17 protein-coding genes are annotated in these 17,820 nt (G+C 69.6%); 3 read left to right on the top strand and 14 right to left on the bottom strand.

The genetic code is table 11. The annotated features are described in order from the left end of the window. Nucleotides 1–10 precede the first annotated feature (10 nt). From ACFPM7_RS23980 to ACFPM7_RS23945, 8 genes are all read right to left on the bottom strand, one after another. The gene (locus ACFPM7_RS23980; protein WP_378249998.1) at nt 11–1,231 is read right to left on the bottom strand and encodes a beta-ketoacyl-[acyl-carrier-protein] synthase family protein; all 1,221 of its coding nucleotides are present in this window, start codon (nt 1,229–1,231) and stop codon (nt 11–13) included. Next, nucleotides 1,228–1,503 carry an acyl carrier protein gene (locus tag ACFPM7_RS23975; RefSeq protein ID WP_378249997.1) on the bottom strand — a complete coding sequence of 92 codons (276 nt, stop codon included), beginning with the start codon at nt 1,501–1,503 and terminating at the stop codon, nt 1,228–1,230. Before ACFPM7_RS23975 ends, ACFPM7_RS23980 begins: the two co-directional genes overlap by 4 nt. Further along, nucleotides 1,500–2,516, bottom strand: a complete 1,017-nt coding sequence (locus tag ACFPM7_RS23970; RefSeq protein ID WP_378249995.1) for a beta-ketoacyl-ACP synthase III — start codon at nt 2,514–2,516, stop codon at nt 1,500–1,502. The genes ACFPM7_RS23975 and ACFPM7_RS23970 overlap by 4 nt, the downstream gene beginning before the upstream one ends. A 67-nt stretch (nt 2,517–2,583) precedes the next feature. Next, a complete protein-coding gene (locus ACFPM7_RS23965) occupies nt 2,584–3,906 on the bottom strand; it encodes a preATP grasp domain-containing protein (protein WP_378249994.1) in 1,323 nt (440 codons plus the stop codon). Next, nucleotides 3,903–5,192, bottom strand: coding sequence for an aminotransferase class III-fold pyridoxal phosphate-dependent enzyme (locus ACFPM7_RS23960; protein WP_378249993.1), 1,290 nt, complete (start codon nt 5,190–5,192; stop codon nt 3,903–3,905). The genes ACFPM7_RS23965 and ACFPM7_RS23960 overlap by 4 nt, the downstream gene beginning before the upstream one ends. Then, on the bottom strand, nt 5,189–5,599 hold the full coding sequence (locus ACFPM7_RS23955; protein ID WP_378249992.1) for a thioesterase family protein: 411 nt from the start codon (nt 5,597–5,599) through the stop codon (nt 5,189–5,191). The genes ACFPM7_RS23960 and ACFPM7_RS23955 overlap by 4 nt, the downstream gene beginning before the upstream one ends. A gap of 31 nt (nt 5,600–5,630) precedes the next feature. Then, complete coding sequence (locus ACFPM7_RS23950) at nt 5,631–6,794, bottom strand: acyl-CoA dehydrogenase family protein (protein ID WP_378249991.1); 1,164 nt, start codon at nt 6,792–6,794, stop codon at nt 5,631–5,633. A 21-nt stretch (nt 6,795–6,815) separates the two neighbouring features. Beyond that, the gene (locus ACFPM7_RS23945) at nt 6,816–7,844 is read right to left on the bottom strand and encodes a 3-oxoacyl-ACP synthase III family protein (protein WP_378249989.1); all 1,029 of its coding nucleotides are present in this window, start codon (nt 7,842–7,844) and stop codon (nt 6,816–6,818) included. Between the two features lie 118 nt (nt 7,845–7,962). Between ACFPM7_RS23945 and ACFPM7_RS23940 the strand changes: the two genes are divergently transcribed. Genes ACFPM7_RS23940 through ACFPM7_RS23930 form a run of 3 tightly spaced genes read left to right on the top strand, consistent with a single transcriptional unit; the run spans nt 7,963 to nt 11,602 of the window. Then, on the top strand, nt 7,963–9,300 hold the full coding sequence (locus ACFPM7_RS23940; RefSeq protein WP_378249988.1) for a cytochrome P450: 1,338 nt from the start codon (nt 7,963–7,965) through the stop codon (nt 9,298–9,300). Nucleotides 9,301–9,323: 23 nt separating this feature from the next. Further along, on the top strand, nt 9,324–9,959 hold the full coding sequence (locus ACFPM7_RS23935) for a gluconate 2-dehydrogenase subunit 3 family protein (RefSeq protein WP_378249987.1): 636 nt from the start codon (nt 9,324–9,326) through the stop codon (nt 9,957–9,959). After that, on the top strand, nt 9,959–11,602 hold the full coding sequence (locus ACFPM7_RS23930; protein WP_378249986.1) for a GMC family oxidoreductase: 1,644 nt from the start codon (nt 9,959–9,961) through the stop codon (nt 11,600–11,602). Before ACFPM7_RS23935 ends, ACFPM7_RS23930 begins: the two co-directional genes overlap by 1 nt. A 67-nt stretch (nt 11,603–11,669) precedes the next feature. On the opposite strand, the gene ACFPM7_RS23925 is transcribed toward ACFPM7_RS23930, so the two are convergent. The 6 genes from ACFPM7_RS23925 to ACFPM7_RS23900 all read right to left on the bottom strand — a co-directional run bounded on the left by ACFPM7_RS23925 (nt 11,670) and on the right by ACFPM7_RS23900 (nt 17,719). Continuing rightward, nucleotides 11,670–12,596 (bottom strand): ATP-grasp domain-containing protein, encoded by a 927-nt coding sequence (locus ACFPM7_RS23925; RefSeq protein ID WP_378249985.1) that lies wholly within the window; start codon nt 12,594–12,596, stop codon nt 11,670–11,672. Nucleotides 12,597–12,657: 61 nt separating this feature from the next. Then, entirely contained in the window at nt 12,658–13,896 is a 1,239-nt protein-coding gene (locus ACFPM7_RS23920; protein WP_378249984.1) for an MFS transporter, read from the bottom strand. A 1-nt stretch (nt 13,897) separates the two neighbouring features. After that, nucleotides 13,898–15,106 carry an acyl-CoA dehydrogenase family protein gene (locus ACFPM7_RS23915; protein ID WP_378249983.1) on the bottom strand — a complete coding sequence of 403 codons (1,209 nt, stop codon included), beginning with the start codon at nt 15,104–15,106 and terminating at the stop codon, nt 13,898–13,900. A 60-nt stretch (nt 15,107–15,166) separates the two neighbouring features. After that, the gene (locus tag ACFPM7_RS23910; protein WP_378249982.1) at nt 15,167–15,778 is read right to left on the bottom strand and encodes an LmbU family transcriptional regulator; all 612 of its coding nucleotides are present in this window, start codon (nt 15,776–15,778) and stop codon (nt 15,167–15,169) included. 248 nt (nt 15,779–16,026) lie between these two features. Further along, the gene (locus tag ACFPM7_RS23905; protein WP_378249981.1) at nt 16,027–16,533 is read right to left on the bottom strand and encodes a MarR family winged helix-turn-helix transcriptional regulator; all 507 of its coding nucleotides are present in this window, start codon (nt 16,531–16,533) and stop codon (nt 16,027–16,029) included. A gap of 265 nt (nt 16,534–16,798) precedes the next feature. Continuing rightward, nucleotides 16,799–17,719 (bottom strand): LysR family transcriptional regulator, encoded by a 921-nt coding sequence (locus tag ACFPM7_RS23900; protein ID WP_378249980.1) that lies wholly within the window; start codon nt 17,717–17,719, stop codon nt 16,799–16,801. Nucleotides 17,720–17,820: the final 101 nt, after the last annotated feature.

Raw genomic sequence — 17,820 nt, 5'->3', positions numbered from 1 at the left:
ACGTGGTCGGTCATGTCGTGAACACCAGGACGGCGTTCTGACCGCCGAACCCGAAGGAGTTGCTCACGGCGACGTCCACCTTCGCCGTCCGCACCTCGCCGGACACCACGTCGAGGTCGATCTCGGGGTCCTGCCGTTCGAGGTTCGCCGTCGGCGGGATCTCGCCGGTCGACACCGACAGGACCGACAACGCCGCCTCGATCGCGCCCGCGGCGCCGAGCGTGTGCCCCAGAACGCCCTTCGCCGAGCTGACCGCGAACCCCTCACCGAGGGTGCGCGCCAGGGTGCGGGCCTCGGTCAGGTCGTTGAGGGGGGTGGACGTGCCGTGCGCGTTGACGTGGTCGACCTCGCTCGGGGTGATGCCCGCGGAGTCGAGCGCCTCGGCCACCGCGCGCGCCACGGCGCCACCCGACGGGTCGGGTTCGGTCATGTGGTGGGCGTCGGCCGAGGCGCCGTACCCCGCCAACCTGGCGTAACCGGAGACACCCCTGGCCGTCGCGTCCGCCGCCCGCTCCATGACCAGCATCCCGCTGCCCTCCCCGATGACGAACCCGTCGCGGGCGACGTCGAAGGGCCTGGATGCCCTCGCGGGGTCGGCCACTCGCCGCGAGAGCGCACCCATGCGGGCGAAGCTGCTGACGATCAGCGGCGTGATGGCCGCGTCCGCGCCACCGGCGATCACCACGTCGCAGCGGTCGCTCCAGAGCAGCTCCGCCGCCGCGCAGATGGCCGACGCCCCCGACGCGCAAGCCGAGGCGACGACGAAGTTGGGGCCGGTGGCTCCGAGGTCCATCGCGATGTGCCCGGCCGCCATGTTGGGCATGAACATCGGGATCAGCAGCGGTGACACCGCACGGTGGCCGCGTTCTCCCATGCGCTGCCGCTGCGCCTCCAGGGTGGGGACGCCGCCGAGCGCGGTGCCCACCACGACCCCCACCCGGGCTCCGCGCCAGGTGGCGGGCTCCAAGCGGGCGTCGGCGACCGCCTCCCTGGCCGCGACGAGCGCCAACTGCGTGAACCTGCTCTGGCTGAGCTCGCTGCGCGGGCCGACCAGCGCGGCGGCGTCGAACCCGGGGACGGTGCAGGAGAACGTGACCGGCAGCCCGGTCAGCGCGGGGTCGTCGGCCGCGGTCGGTTCCGCCGCGCACACCCGGGCCCAGGTGGTCTTCGCGCCGATGCCCGCGGCGGTGACCACACCCAAACCGGTGACCGCGATCCCCGCCCTGCTCACGCCGATCGCTCCGCTTCGGCGAGCCGCGCGTCGACCAGGTCCGACAGCTGCTCCAGCGAGTCGGCCGGGCCGATCTTCTCGTCTTCGATGTTGATGCCGAACTTCTCCTCGACCACCACGAGGTACTCGACGAGGAACAGCGAATCGACGCCCATGTCGTCGAAGCAGGTTTCCCGGACGATGTCCTTCTCCGGAACCTTGAAGTTCTCGACGAGGATCGACGCGAGTCGGTCATAAGTAGACACAGTGATCAGCTCTCCGTCCGCGGTCATGACCGGATACGGTCGGTGTGGTGAAGATCGGGCCAGGTCAACAGGGCTGAGCCCCAGGTCAGGCCACCGCCGAACGCGGTCAGCAGCACCTGGTCCCCGGTGCTCAGCAGGCCTCGGCGGTGACCGTCGTCCAACGCGATCGGGATGGAGGCCCCGGCGGTGTTGCCGACCTCGCGGATGTTGCCGATGTTGCGGTCCTCGGGCAGGCCGAGGACGTCGGCCAGCCGGGTCAGGATGCGCTGGTTGGCCTGGTGTCCGACCATGCGGTCGACCTGTCCGATCTCCAGGCCCGCTCGGCGCAGCAGGCCCCGCACGGAACCGGCCATCTGGACGATCGCCTGCTGGAACACCTTCTTCCCCGACATCGAGAAGTAGTGGTCCTCGGGGCGGGGTTCGGCACCGGACAGGCGCTGTTCGGAGCCGCCCGCGCGAATCGTGATCAGGTCCCGGTGGTCGCCGTCGCTGCCGAGGTCGAACGGACCCACGGCACCGGGTTCGCCGGGCGTGCCCGCACGCAGCACCACCGCTCCCGCGCCGTCGCCGAAGATGACGGCGTCGGAGCGGTTGGACGGGTCCACGATGGTGGAGTAGGTGTCCGCGCCGATGACCAGCACCCGCTCGGCGGTCTCGGTCGCTATCAGGCCGGCAGCGGCGCTGAGGGCGTAGAGGAACCCGGTGCACACCGCGCCGACGTCGAAGGCGGCCACCCCGCTGAGCCCGAGCTTCGCCGCGACGACCGGCGCGGTGGCCGGGCACGGGCGGTCGGGGGTCGTCGTGGCGAGCACGACCGCGTCGACGCCGTCGACCTCGGCGCACTTGAGCGCCCGCTCGGCGGCGCTGACGGCCAGATCCGATGTGGCCGTTCCCCGGCTGGCGAAGAACCGGTTGGCGATGCCGGTGCGCGTCAGGATCCACTCGTCGGTGGTGTCCAGCCGTTGCGACAGATCGTCGTTCGACACCGCCGTCGGCGGCAGGTAGCTGCCGACGCCGCAGAGCACCGCGACCGGTCTCATGGTTCCAACCCCCTCGACGGAGTCCTGGTCGACATGCGGTTCCTTCCCGTCAGGCCGCGTGAGCGCGCTACAACAGGCCCTTGAGCTCCTTCTCGACGGCGTGCGCGTCGGCGTGGTCGTTCCCGATCACGCAGTACTCGACGGCTCCGGACAGCGCGGTGTGGTCGCAGGTGATCACCACTCCGGAGCGCTTGTCCCGGTCGTAGGCGAGGCCCGAGGACTCGAGCACGTCCATCGCGGCGCCGAACGACGGGACCTTCCAATCGTTGTTGCTGACGAAGACGGCCCGCTCCGCGTAATCGGGCCCGACGAGGCTCACGCCCAGCCAGTGCAGGTGCGTGGTGCCGCCCAATCTGCCGTTGTACTCGGTGAGCAGCACCCGGCCGCCACCGTCGATGATCCCGTCGATGTTGATCAGACCTCGATACCCGATCGCCTGCACAGCGACGCACAGCGCCAGGACAGCGGATCTGAAGAGGTCGCATTGGGCGGTGGTCATCTCCAGACCGGGCAGCACGACACCGTCGAAGATGGGTGTCATCCGCATCTCCCCGGTGTGGCGGACGGTGATGGCGCGCTCACCGATCTCCACCTCGGCGCCGATCGGAACGCTGTTCGGCAGGTACCGCTCCAGGACGACCTTCGCGGTCCCATCGTTGGAGTAGGCGGGCCAACGGCGCCGCAGCAGGGCCTCGACGCCGCCGAGGTCGTCGGAACCGAGGGTGATCATCGAGATGGCGCCGATCTGCGTGGTGGCGGCGTCGCTGGTGAGGATCTCGTTCCCGTGGCCGCCTTGGTGAAAGTCCTGCTTGACGATCACCGAACCGCCGTCGGCGAGCAGCGCGCCGACGAACGCGGCGGCACGCGACGGCGAATCGGTGACCAGGCCCTCGGGCACGGGAGCGCCGACGCCGAGCGACAGCGCCCGGAACACGCTCTTGCTGTTGAGCATGTCGGCACCGCCACCGGCGAGGAACGGGAACGCAGGGCACGTCTCCGCCAGGCCCCAGTCGCGGCAGAGGGTGGCGATGGTGGAGTCGAACACGTACGGCACGACCTGGTCGACGCCGTTGGTCGACACCAGGCCGGACAGGTGGCGTCGGAAGGCGTCGTCGGTGAGACGATCGCTGGTGATGACGTCTGTGCCGAAGCTGCCCGCTGGCGGCACCGCGATCGTGACGGAGTCGGCGGGCACGCCCTTCAAGCCCATCATGTAGTCGACGAAGGCGCGATCCGGCTCCTGGGGCAGTACCACCACGTCACCGGGTTCGGCGAGCCATGCCAGGCGCAAGGAGATGTTGCCGCCGATCCGGCGTTCGAGCGGGTCGAAGCGGCCGAGGTCGCCGACCAGGTAGTCGTTGAACGAGTTGCCGATGATCAGTGTGCTCATCGCGACGACGCTCCCTGTGCCTCGGCGGTGCGGCGCAGCGCTGAGTCCAACCGTCGGACCAGCTCGTCGAGCTCGTCGTCACTGATGGTCAGCGGCGGCGCCACCAGCAGCGACTGGGTCCGGTGGTCGACCCCGGCCGGGTAGACGACGAGCCCGCACGCGCGGGCCGCCGCGCACACCCTGTGCGCCAGTGGCTCAACCGCGTAGGAAGCGGCGGACTGGTGGAGCGGGAGACCGTGGACCAGGCCCCGTCCCCGCGGCGGTCCGACCCAGTCGTAGCACCCGGCCAGCTCGTCGAGCCGCAGGCGCAGGAGCTCGCCCGCGGCGCGCGCCCGGTCCACCAGCCCGTGCCGGGTCAGGTACCGCAGTACGGCGAGCGCCGCGGCGGCCGACAGCGGGTTGCCGTTCATCGTGTGGCCGATGGCGGCGGTGGCGGCTGACCGGCCGCGCAGCACCGCGTCGCCGACCAGGCACGCCCCGAGCGGGGAGTAGCCTGCGCTGAGCCCCTTGCCGGTCGCGACCAGGTCAGCCAGCACGCCGGAGCCCGTGTGCGCCAGCCAGGCCCCTGTGCGTCCGAACCCGGTCATCACCTCGTCCGCCACCAGCAGGGTGCCGGTCCGGTCGCACAGCTCCCGGAGGTCGCGCCAGGTCTGGTCGGGCACAACGGCCCCGCCGCTGGCCGCGCAGCCCACCGGTTCGACCATGATGGCCGCGACCCGGTCCGCACCGACGCGCTCCAGCGCCGCGGACCAGTCGGAGGCATCGGGGACGAGGGCGTCCGGGTCGGCCGGGGCGACCAGCGCCAGGTCGGCCGCACCCGCGAGCAGTCCGCCGAGGTTGCGCCTGCGCGCCGGGTGCCCGGAGATCCCCAGGGCGCCCGCGGTCATGCCGTGGTAGCTCGGGTACTGGGACAGAACGACCACGCGGTCGGGCGTCCCGAGCTCGTTGTGGTGGTGCAGGACCAGGCGAAGCGCCGTCTCGGTCGCCTCGGACCCCGAATTGGTGTAGACGATCTCGCGGAACCGGTTCCCCGTGACGGCGTGGATCTCCTCGGTCAGCGCCCGTCGCGGCTGGCTCTCGAACTGGCTGCGGTGGGTGAAGCAGACCTGCGCACCCTGCTCGGCCATGGCGTCCAGCACTTCTCGGACACCGTGGCCGATGTTGACGCAGAGCGTGCCCGAGCTGCCGTCGAGGTAGTCGTTGCCGTCGACGTCGTAGATCCAGCACCCCTCCGCGCGGTCGACGACCGGTAGCTCGCCGATCCTCGCCCCGGCGACCGCCGTCATGGCGCCTCCCCTGTGCCGGATGCGAGCCCGTGCGATCGCTTGAACCGTTCCGCGTCGATCACCGCGCGCTGGTGGCGGCCCTCGCAGACGACGGTGCCGTCCGCGGCGAGCACCTCGAAGGTGAACTCGGTCTTCGGCGCGTAGGACGGCGCGGCGACCCGGTAGGTGATCGTGCTGCCCACCCGCGCCGGGGCGCGGTGGTGCAGGGTCACCGACATGCCCACCGTCATCTCACCGGAGGCCATCTCGGGTTTCATGGCTTCGTCGCACAGCTGCTCGAGCCGTCCGAGCAAGGCCGGGGTCGACACCACGCTGATGCCGGTGTTGCCCCACTTCTCGGCTGACTCGTCGGGGAGGACCTCGACGGTCGCGCTCCCCCGCAACGCCGCTGGTTCACTGGTTGTCACCGCTGACCACCGTTCCTCGCAGATGTGGACATCAGAGGGAGTTCGAGCGACTGGCCGCGAGCAGCTGGCTGAAGATGGCCTTCTTCTGCATCTCGTCGGTGCCACCGGCGATGCGGAAGGCCGCGGCGTCGCGGAGGTGCCGCTCCACGCCTTGGGTGCGGTCGTAGCCCATGTGCCCGAACAACTGCACCAGTTCCAAGCTGGAGCCGACGATCGCCTGGGCGGAGGCGAGCTTCGTGCACGAGGCCAGCGTGCCCGCGTCGGCATCGCCGTTCTCCATGGCTGACAACGTGGCGTAGGACAGTGCCCTGGCCGTCTCGGCGCCGACCTTCATCTGGACGATCTTGTCCTGGATGTACTGGTACTCGGCGATCGGCGCTCCGAAAGCCTCGCGGCTGGTCGCGCGGTCCAGCGCGCGCGGGATCATGGACCGCATCTGCGCTGAGGCGATCACGCCGAAGCTGAGCCGGTCCAGCGCCAGGCACCAGTACAGCACGGTCAACCCGTCCCCGACGCTGCCGAGCACCCGCTCCGGCGGGATGTGCACCCGGTCCATGTCGATGGGGCCGATGGGGCTGGTGCGCAGACCGATGAGGTCCTCGTTCTCCCCGAGGCTCACCCCCTCTTGGCCGCGGTCGAGGAGGAACAGGGAGATGTCGCGCTTGCCGAGGCCCGCGACCCGTCCGACGATCAGCATCATGTCGGCGACCGGGGCGTTGGTGATGTGGCTCTTGCTCCCCGAGAGGGTGTAGTGGCCGTCACCGGTCGGCTCGGCTGTCGTGCGCACCGCGGTCACGTGCGAACCACCGGTCAGCTCCGTCGCCGCCGTGGCGCCGACGTGACCGGCGAAGAGGTCCGGGAGGAACCGCTGTTGCTGCTCAGCCGTTCCCCACCTCGACAGCACCTGGATCAGCGACGCGTGCGCGCCGACCGTGACCGAGAATCCGCTGTCCTGCGAACCCAGCGTCAGACCTTCGAGGGCGGCGACGTAGTTCGCCAGTCCCCCGCCGTCGCCACCCAGCTCCGCGGGGACGCCCGCCTTCCAGAACCCGCTCTCCGCCAGCGCCTTCCAGATACCGTGGTCGAACCGGGACGCTCGATCGCGCTCTTCGCTGCTCGGTGCGACCACTTCTCGACCGAACTCGCGCGCGGCCTCGAAGATGGCTTCCTGCTCGCCGCTCCACCTGAGATCCACCGCTGTTCCCTCCTGCGTCTACTAGCGAACGGGACCGACCCACCGCACCAACGACCAAGCCCACGTCATCCCGGCGCCGAAGGACACCATCAGGACCAGTGAGCCGTGGCGGATCCGGCCGTCGGCGGTGGCGGCGTCCAGTCCGATGGGGACAGAGGCGGCCGCGGTGTTGCCGTACCGGTCGCCGGTGATGACGACCTGCTCGGGCGCGAACCCGGCATCGCGGGCGCATTCGCGCACGAGGTTCGGATTGGCCTGGTGGCACACCAGGTGATCGATGTCGTCGATCGTCAGGCAGTGCTTCGCCAGGGCGTCTTTCACGAGCACGGGGAACACCGTCCGCATGGTCGCGGCCACCTTGTGGCCGACCATCCCCGCCAAGTGCTCGCCGTGTTCGATCTGCGCGGGCGAGATCGGCAGGCGGGGGCCGCCGACCGCGATCTCGCTCAGGTTGCCGTCCGCGTGCAGACTGCCGCCGAGGATGCCCGCTCCCGCCTCGACCGGTCCGAGCAGGACCGCGCCCGCCCCGTCGCCGAACAGGGTGTAGGTCCCCCGGTCCGCCGGGTTCAGCAACCGCGAGTACGTGTCGCTGCCGATGACCACGACGTGCCGCTCGCCCTCGACGCCGCCCAGCAGCCCCCGGGCGATCTCCAGGGAGTACAGGAACCCTGCGCAGGCGGCGTTGACGTCGAAGGCGAACGCGCTCGCGGCGCCGAGCATGGCCTGGACGTAGGGCGCCACCGGCGGGATCGGCCGGTCGGGTGTCGAGGTCGCGACCACGACGCCCGCCAGGTCGGCCGGGTCGACCCCGGCCCGGTCGATCGCCTGCCTCGCCGCAGCGTGGGCGATGCCCCGGTTCGTCGCGTCATCATCGACGAACCGCCGTTCGTGGACGCCCGTGCGTCGCGCGATCCACCGCTCGTCGACCTGGAGCGTCGCCGCGATCTCCGCGTTGGGCACCCGACGCTCCGGCAGACAGGCTCCTGTCGCGATTATTCCTATGGATGACCTTCTCGGGTGCTCCACGGAGTCTCCCTTGTCCGCCCGCATGAGCAGGTCTGCGTGAGCAAGTGCTGAAGTAGTTGGCACGCCACCGGAATCCCGCACCGCTTGGGGCGTCGAATCGACAGTAACCGCGGATCTCGAAGTGCGGCAACCGATAGCACCCGTGTCCCGCCGGCGGGACAAAGCCGGTTGTGCCCGCTCGCGCCTTGACCCGACGCCGCACGCCCGGAACGCTGGCTCTCAGCGCTGTTTCAGTGGTTCCTCGTCAAGCACTGGAGGGGAAGCTCGCGTGGCCAACGCACATCCGGACCTGATGCGTTTGACCTTCTGGGAAAAGCCGCAGGAAGAGCGCGACCGGGCATTCGCGCGGTTGCGTGACGAACCCCGACCCGCCTTCTTCCCCACCGACGACGGGCGCGGCTTCTACGCGCTCACCCGGCACGCCGACGTGGTCGCCGCCAGCCGTGACCCCGGCACCTTCAGCTCGGAGCCGATCTCGACCAGCCTGGACGACCCGCCCGAGTCGGTGCGGCGGTACGCCGGATCGATGATCAGCTTGGACGCGCCGCGCCACACCAGGCTGCGCCGCATCGTCGCCCGGTCGTTCACACCGCGCATGGCGGACAAGATGTCCGAGGACATCGCCTCGACGGCTCGCCAGATCGTGTCCGAGGTCGCCGTACTCGGACAGGGGGAGTTCGACTTCATCGAGCACGTGGCCACACCCATGACGATGCGGGTGGTCTGCCGGATACTGGGCATCCCCGAATCGCGGTACGGCGATGTCCGGGCGGCCTCGGAACTCATCCTGGCCGCGGGCGACCCCGATCACGACGACCGGGAGGCGTTCCTGCTCAGCAAGTACGTCGAGTTGCACGAGCTGACCCGCGAACTTGTGCTCAAGCGGCTGCACGAACCCGCCGACGACCTCATCACCCAGCTGTGCACAGCGAACGTGGACGACGAGTGCTTGACCCAGGAGGAAGTGGGCAAGTTCTTCACCTTGCTGATCGTCGCGGGCACCGAGACCACCCGCAACGCCCTGGCGCACGCGATCTGGCTCCTGACGACGCGTCCCGAGCAGCGCGCGTACCTGTTCTCCGACATGGAGAACAGGGTGTCGTTGATGTCCAACGAAGTGGTCCGGTACTCGACGCCCATCAACTGGATGCGGCGCAACGTCACCAGGGAGGTCGAGTGCTTCGGTGGCGCCTTCCAGCCCGGTGACCGCGTCGTGATGTTCTACAACTCCGCCAACCGCGACGGCGCGGTGTTCGACCGACCCGACGAGTTCATCGCCGGGCGGACCCACAATCCGCACGTCGGGTTCGGCGCGTTGGGCCCGCACTACTGCCTCGGGGTCCACCTCGCGATCCAGCAGATGAACACCCTGCTCAAGGAACTGTTCACACGGTTCCCGGACTTCCACTCGACGGCGGGCGCAGTGCGCCAGCGCTCCAGCTTCGTGAACGGCTACGAGATCTTGCCCTGCTCTGTTTAGGCGGCAGCGAAAGGGTTGGGAAGGTGCGCGAGGATGTTGAGAAGGTGACTGTGACCGAACGATCCGCCGGTGCGGTGCGCTCACTCGTGGGTTGGCTGCCCCCGGTCCAGCTGACGGAAGGTCAGGAAGCGGTGTTGAAGGCAGCCGCGCACTGCCTGATACCCGGGGGTGGACACTTCCCACCCGCCGACCGGACAGGGATGCTGTTCTTCCTCACGCGGTACATCGCTCCTGAGGGCCAGGACGCGCGGCTGTTCCCTTTCCTCGAGGAGCGGGAAGTCCGTCTCCGCCTCGACGAACTCGGTGAGCCGTTCCTCTCGGCGCAGGAGGACGAACGGGTGGAGGCGCTCCGCGCGCTCGAACTGGCCGAACCCCGGTTCTTCACCGCGCTCCGGGATCTCGTCTACCACGCCTACTACGCGCAACCCGAGGTGACCAGGGCGATCAACCGCGAACTCGATGCGGGACGCGACTACCGCGGCGCCCCCCAGCCGCTCGGGTACTCCGACGTGCTCCTCGACTGGGACGAAGAACTCGTCGACCGCGTGCGCGGTTCGTACACCAAGACCGAGGACGTCGTCCGGGTGCCGATTCCGGAAGGCTTGACGGCCGGTCGTCCGCTCGCTGACGACGCGCGACACGTGGGGAGCGAACGCTGATGGGGGTTCAGGTGGACACGGACGTGCTCGTGATCGGTGCGGGCGCGGCCGGAGCGGCGATGAGCAAACGCCTCAGCGACGCGGGACTGCGGGTCGTCTGCTTGGAGCAGGGCGACTGGCTGCCGCCGATGCAGCACCCGCACTCCTACGACAGCTGGGAGCTGGAGCGGAACCGGACGTGGTCGTGGTCCCCGAACATGCGGATGTTCGACGAGGACTACCCGGTCACGGGCAGCGACTCACCGTTGATGATGAACGGCGTCGGGGGCTCGACCTTGCACTACGCGGGCGCGTGGCCGCGGCTCAAGCCGGTCGACTTCCGCAAGGGCACCGAGCACGGGGTCGAAGGCACCACGGACTGGCCGATCAGCTACGAGGACCTCGAACCGTACTACGACATCAACGACGCCGAGATCGGCGTCGCGCGGCGTGTCGGGGACCCGTCCAACCCTCCCCGGCCCCCGGGGTGGGGACCGGCGAGCAGGCCCGGTCGGGTGGGCTTGGCGGTGGCGCGGGGGCTGGATCGGCTCGGGTGGCACTGGTGGCCAGGAGAGAACGCGATCCTCACCAGGGCGAAGGGCAACCGGCTGCCCTGCAACGACTGCGGCTACTGCCTGAGCGGGTGCCCCCGTCGGTCTATAGCCTCCGCCGACGTCTCCTACTGGCCCGACGCCCTGCGCAACGGGGTCGACCTGCGCACCAACGCCCGGGTCGAGCGGATTCAGGTCGTGGGCGGCCGCGCCACCGGTGCTGTCTACATCGACCGGGACACCGGTGCCCGCCACGAGGTGCGGGCGGCCATCGTGGTCTTGTCGGCCAACGCGCTCGGCACACCGCGCTTGCTGCTGATGTCCGCCCAGGCGGGTCACCCGGACGGGCTGGCCAACGGCAACGGCCTGGTCGGCACGCACCTGATGTACCACAGCTACGCGTTCGAGGACTTCTGGTTCGACGAACCGCTCGAAGGCTTCAAGGGTCCGGAAGCCCCGGTCCTGTGCAGTCACGAGTTCTACGAGACCGACTCCTCGCGGGGATTCCTCAACGGCTTCTCCCTCCAGGTCGGCACGTCACTCGGTGCGGCCAGCACCGCCACGGGGACCAACACCGGCGACGTGGCGCCCTGGGGCGCCGAGCACCGGGAGTTCTTCGCCGAGCGCTTCGGCAGGCACGCGATGATCTACGTGCAGGGCGAAGACCTTCCGGTGGCGAGCAACCGGGTGACGCTCGACACCGACGTCACCGATTCCAGCGGGCTGCCGTCCGTGCGTGTTCGCTACGCGCTCCACGAGAACGACCGGAGGTTGGTCGAGTACGGGCAACAGCGGGCCCACGAGATCGCCGCGGCCACCGGTACGGTCGTCGCGACGTCGAGCACGGGCATCGCCGGGCAGGACGTCCCGCCGCCGGGGTGGCACATGATGGGGACCTGCCGGATGGGTGAGGACCCGCAGAACTCGGTCACCAACAAATGGCACCAGACGTGGGAGGTGCCGAACCTGTTCATCAGCGACGCGAGTTCGATGCCGACCGGCGGAGCGGTGAACCCGACCAGCACGCTGCAGGCTCTCTCGGTCCGGTGCGCGGAGTACATCCGGGGCAACTTCCGGGAGATCGTGTCGCAGCGCAGGACCCCAGTCGGATAGACCCCGGCCTTGAAACCACCGGTGAACGGGGTGCGGCCTCTCCGGCCGCACCCCGTTCGCCGGTCGACTACGCGCCGAAGGTCTCGCCTCGACCAGCGAGCCGCTTCTCCACGACGTCGATGACAGCGCGTTCCATGCCATCGCGGTCGTCCTTCGGCAGTGGTTCCCACCCGGGCACGACGTTGACCTCCATGACCCAGTACCTCCCTTCGGACTGCACGAGGTCGACACCGGAGTAGCTCAGCCGCATGGCCTCGGTGGCCCGGATCGCGATGTCCACGGCCTCCTTGGGCGGGTCGACCAGTTCGACCCAGCTGTCCCAGTTCGCCTCGAGGTCCGCCGAGCCCGGGAAGGGCTTCCACGCCGTGGCACTGGTGTGCCACTGCGCGGCCAGCACGGCGCGGGAGTCGATGACGAAGACCCTGAGGTCGCCGGAGTGCGGGCAGTACCGCTGGCAGATCAATTCGCCGTACTTGGCGAGGGCGCCCGCGATCTGCGCGGTGTCGCGCTCGGTGAGCGTGCCCACGAAGCGCTCGACATCGATGCCGCCGAACCCGACCGACGGCTTCACGACCATCGCGCCCCACTCCTCGTGTGCGGCGCGGGCGTCGGCCACCGTGGTGCAGGAGCGGGTTTCCGGGACGCTGATCCCCGCCGTGGTGAGCTGGTGCAGCATGGCGAACTTGCTGACCGCGCGGACGTGGGTGTCCACGGTGTCCACCATGAGCAGCCCAGGAACGGTGGACAGCAGGTGCAGCCGCTCGACCGTGGTGCGCCAGCCCTCGTAGCCGATGTGCGCCCGGGACAGGACCGCGTCGAACTCCCGCGCTGGGGAGGAGCCGATCATCGGCTCCGTCCCGCCACCGGGGATCGAGGCGCACCGGATGTCCTCGATCGTGAAGAGGACCGCCTCGTGCCCACGCTCCGCGGCCTTCTCGGCGATGCCGACCGACTCGGCCTCGTCGCGTTCCCAGCTGAGAACTCCTAGCTTCATGGCATTCTCCCCTAGCCGTGCTCGTAGGACCGTGCGGAATCAGGGATCGGGGGAACCGGGATCAGGCGACCTTCGTTCTGCGGTCGGAAAGCAGCATCGAGGCGGCGACGGCGGTCGCCAGCACCCCGATGACCCCGCTGATCCACCCGATGTCGGTGAGCTCGAAACCCGCGGTGAGCGCGCCCGCACCGACGCCGGCACCCAGAGCGATACCGACGTTGATGCCGGAGGTGTTCGTCGCTATCGCCGCGGTCGAGCTACCCGCCACCATCAGAACCCTGGCCTGGTAGCAGGGGGCGAGGGCGAACCCCACTACGCCGAGCGCGAAGACGTTGACCACCGCGGCGAACTGGTCGTGGACGCTCACGCTGAACCCGGCCAGCACAAAGGAGAGGAGCAGCAGCAGGCCGCTCGTGGTGGCCATGAGCGAGCGGTCGGCGAACTTCGCCCCCACGAAGTTGCCGAGCACGCCGCCGACCCCGAACAGCAGCAGGAGCACGCTGATCCCAGCTGCCGTGAATCCGCCGACCTCGGACAACAGGCTCGCGATGTAGGTGAACGTCACGAACACGGCCATCTGCCCGAGGACCGTGACCCCGAGCGCGGCCAGCACGGCAGGCCTGGTGATGACCTTCAACTCGGCCAGGCGCGCGGTGCTCGCCTGGCCCTCCGCGGAAGCCGGAACCAGGGCGGCCAGGAGCGCGACCCCCGCCGCGCCGACGATCACGAGGCCGGCGAACGCCGCCCGCCAGCCCAGCCTCTCCCCCAGGTACGTGCAGGCGGGCGCACCGAAGATCATCGCAAGGATCAGACCGCTCGTGATCCACGAGATGGACCGGGCGGCCCGGTCCTGGGGCACCATCGACGTCACGACCGCGATCGCCGCGCCGACGAACGTGCTGACCGCGAGTGCCGAGACCGCCCGCCCGAGGAGCAGCGTCCAGTAGTGGGGCGCGAGCGCGCACACCACGTTCCCGACGCTGAACAGCGACATCAAGGCGATCATGAGGGGCTTCCTCGCCACTCGCGCGAGCGCGACGGCCAGCAGCGGTCCGGAGACCGCCACGGTCACCGCGTACACCGTGACGATCGATCCGGCGGCGGGGACCGTGACCCGCAACGCCGCCGCGATCTCCGGCAGGACCCCCACCGCCGCGTACTCCGCGGAGCCGAGGGCGAAGACGCACACGATCATCGCCAGCACGGCGCCCGGCTTCACGCGGTGGTGGCCTCCTCGGCTCTCGGCCATCAGGTTCCCGTCCGGCGCCGCGGTGGAGCCGAGGCGCCTGTCGGTGGCCACATCACAGCCAGGGTGTGCTCGGACCCTGCCCGCACAGAGCACGGCCGTAGTGCTCCATCCCGGTGGTCGGCATCATCACGGCATGGGTCAGCAGGGCCTGCGCGTTCTGGCACACGAGCTGGATCTGCTCCGAGTCGAAGATCCCGTGCGCGCCCGCGGCGATCCGCAGGATCTCGATCGCTTCGGCGAAGGTCCTGGTGCAGTAGGAGATCATCCCCCACAACTCCGCCTGCTTCTCGACGGAGTAGGGCGCACCGCGGTCGGCCCGGTCCTGCAGGATGTCGAGGGCTTCGGTGAGCAGTTGCTCACCTGAGCGGATCTTGAGGCTGGCCTCGGCGACCTGCAGGTGGGTGAACGGCGCTTCGCCGCGCCGTTCGTAGCCGGTGTACGCGACCGGGCCGCGGGCGGGCAGTTCGGCCAGCAGCAGCTCTTGAGCCGCCCTGGCGAGTCCGGGCATGGTCGATCCGCCGCTGGTGAACAAGAAGGACAACGGCGGCGTCCGGTAGAACGACTTGTCCTTGTTCGCCGAGCTGCGGTGGCTGTTGCCGACCTTGGCTTCGGCAAGTCGCAGCATGCGCTGTTCGGGGACGAAGACGTTCTCGCCCACGACGGTGTTGCTCCCGGTGCCGCGCAGCCCGCTGACGTGCCAGTCGTCCAGGATGGTCAGTTCCGAGTAGCGCATGAGGAAGAAGCACACCTCCGGCTTGCCCGGCTCCAGCTCCACCACGGCGGGCTCAGCGACCCACTGGGCGTGCAGGCTGCCGGAGTTGAACGGCCACCGCCCGCTCACCCGGAAGCCGGAACCGTCGCGTTCAGCGGTTCCCCTGGGGATCAACGTCGCCGTGCAGCGGACGTGCGGGTCGGCGAACACCTCGTCTTGAACGTCGTCGGGGTAGAGCCCCAGGATGAAGTTCCCGTCGAGGTAGAGCGTGGCGACCCACCCGGTGGAACCGCACCCTCGCGCCAGCTCCGACATGATGCGGCTGCGGGTCCGCGCGTCGACCTCCAGACCGCCGTACTGGGCGGGACGCGTGGTTTTCAGGAGCCCCGAGTCATCCAGCGCGTCGAGGTTCTCCTGCGGGATGCGCCTCGTCCGGTCCGCCTCGCGGGCGTTGGCCCTCAGCAGGGGCACGAGGTCGGCCGCCCGCTGCACCAGTTCCTCGGAACTGACGTCGTCCACCTGGCCGGGCTTGCTCAATACGTGAGCCATTGACTCGATCCTTCCCGTGCTGGAGTGGGGTTGCGCGGCAGCGCGGTGACGGCGAGCCCGTCAGCGCTCCGCGAGCGTCTGGCTCGCCGCGTCGTCGAGCACCTCGACGATCCACTTCGTGAAGTCCTTGCCCTGCAGGGTCGCCGCGGATTTCCAGAACTCGATGTTGTCCGCGGGCGCGCTGATCCTGGGGATCGCGGCTTTCTCCCTGACGGGATCGGTCGTCGTGGAGCGGGCCTGCCGAATGCTGCGCCGCAGCTTGTTCCGCGACCACCTCTCGCCCTCAGCGCGGCTGAGCCACATCTCCTGCTCCGGCTCGGCCAGCGAGGCGACCTCGCAGTGGTGCTGGAAGCTGAGTTCCGGGCGACGCCGTTCCGGCGGGAAGCTCCTCGCCACCCACGCGTAGTTGCGCAACGTCTGGTACTCCAGGCCAACTTTCTCGATCGCGTAGACGTAGCGGTTGGCGTAGGTCGCCGCGCCGTAGAGCATCCAGTCCCCGAGGCACCACGCCGAGGCGTTGGAGATGCGTGCCAGCTGGCCACCGGCCCGTTCCCACGCCTCGTAGTCCATCCGTTCCGGCAGCAGCAGGCCCGACCTGGTCACCAAGACCTCATCCACCCCCTTGCTCAGGAGGTCGCGCTTCTTGGTCGGTTGCTCGGGGATTCGAGCCATCGTTCACCTCTTCGACGGGCTCCGACGATGCGCACCGGCAATGGCTCTCCACGGTCACGCAGGACCATCACCACGCTCGTCAGTAGAACACGTCACCGAGCTTGATCCGGTTGGGAAGCGCCAACTTTTCGGGATGTTGGAAAAGTGCGTTTCGCGTGCATCCAGGGAGGACGGTGACGGTCGTCGACACCGGCGCACCCACCCCGGATTCGGCGATCCCGGTCTCCGCTGCGGCGCCGATCGCCGTCCTAGGTCGTGACCCCGTCCCGGCACACCGGTGTGTCGAGGGCGGCGAGCAGGGTGTCCAGGACTCCCGCGACCGTGGCGATGTCCTCGGGAGGGACATCACCGAGGCAGGCGAGCAGCCGGGTGTTCAACTCCGCGAAGTAGTCGGCGGCAGAGGCCATCGTCGCCGCACTGACCGCCAAGGTGACCCTGCGGCGATCGGCGGGGTCCAAGTGGCGTCGCACGTGCCCAGCCGCCACCAGGCGGTCGACCAGCACGGTGGCCGAAGCGGTGCTGATGCCGAGCCCCCGGGCCAGCCGGGAGGGCCCGAGCGGCTCGCCGTCGCGTTCGGCGTCCACGACCAGCAACAGCGCCTCGGCATCGGTGCGCTGGAGACCGTGCGAGCGGGAGAACCCCTTGCCCGCGACCGAGAACCCGGCGGTCACCTTCCGCAGTCGATCGATCACGTCCTGGCGAGCTTGCACATCCACCTCCCCGGGCATCTCGCCACCCGCGACTTCTACGGTCATGGCATAGCTAGTTTATCTAGCGAGCTTGCGCGGGGACACGCCGGCGCCGTCGGCACTCGAACTGCTGGACGCCCTCGGGCTCGCCGAGCCCATGCGGGGCGAGCCTGGACATCCTCTGGCGGGGAAACGACCCGCTCCCCCACCGACCCGGCCCTGTCCGGACTGCAGCTGCGCGCCGCCGCGCGGCGCGCGATGCTGTGGCTCGGCGCGCGCCTGGACGCCCTCGGTGATGCGGTGACCCTCGCGAACCCGCTGGCACCCGTCCTCAGGCGGCCCGGCGGAACGTCCCGATGAGATCGGCCAGGGTGTCGGCGAGCAGTCCATCGGTCCCCAGGCGGGAGGTCACCAGCAGCGTCGTGGTGGGCAGGTCAGGTGAGCTCACCACTCGGCCACCGTCCGGGGCGTGGGCCCAGGGGTCCAACACGGCGATGAGGCCTTGGCGCATCCCCAGTGCGGGATCGGACCCGATGGGCGCGCGCAGCCGGATGTCCGGGACGAACCCGGCGGTGAGGCAGGCGAGCCGGAACGCGCTCTCCAGGTCATCGTCGGCGGGCAGTGCCCACCTGGCGTCGTGGAACTCGTGGAGTCGCACCGCGGGCAACACCCCGTCAACCGCGTCACGCGGCAGCGCCAGACGAAGCCCGACGGTCGAGGCGGACCGGCACATCACCCGGTCGACGGGGAGGGGACGGACTTGCGGGAACCACAGGGTCACCGCGTGGGCGGCGGACCCGTCGACGACAGCTCTGAGGCCTTGCTCCACGGTTCCGGTGCTGAGCTCCCAGGCGTCCCCGGTGTGGGAGGCCACGCCATCGAGGACGAGGTCCTGGGGGACGTGGCAGGTGATCACGCGGATCGTGGCCCGACCCGCGTGCGGGGCGCCTGCCATGAGGACCTGCTCGACCGAGTAGACGACGTCGGCCAACTGGGAGAGCAGCAGCTCGCCTTCCGGGGTGAGCCGCACCCGCCGGGAGGTCCGTTCAAACAGGACGATCCCGAAGCGCCGCTCCAAGCGCGCCACCTGCCTGCTCACCGTGGACTGCGACAGGAGCAGGCGCAGACCCGCCCTGCTGAAGGACGAGTGGCGAGCGACTTCGACGAACGCGCGGAGGTCGGCCCAGTCCGTGGGGCCCGGGATGGCGGCGGGGTCGGAACCCCCGTTGAACGACCGTGCCTCGGAAGACACGAAACCTCCTCAGGATATGCGGATCACCGGATCTTCCTCAGGATGCACGGGCGGCAGCCGGAACAATGCCGCCTCGGCATCGGAGATGCACAACAATCTGT

It is taken from the genome of Actinokineospora guangxiensis, from assembly GCF_042657845.1.
Classification (GTDB): domain Bacteria; phylum Actinomycetota; class Actinomycetes; order Mycobacteriales; family Pseudonocardiaceae; genus Actinokineospora; species Actinokineospora guangxiensis.
Note: the sequence above shows the minus strand (reverse complement) of the source record. Positions and strands in the feature narration are given on the sequence as shown.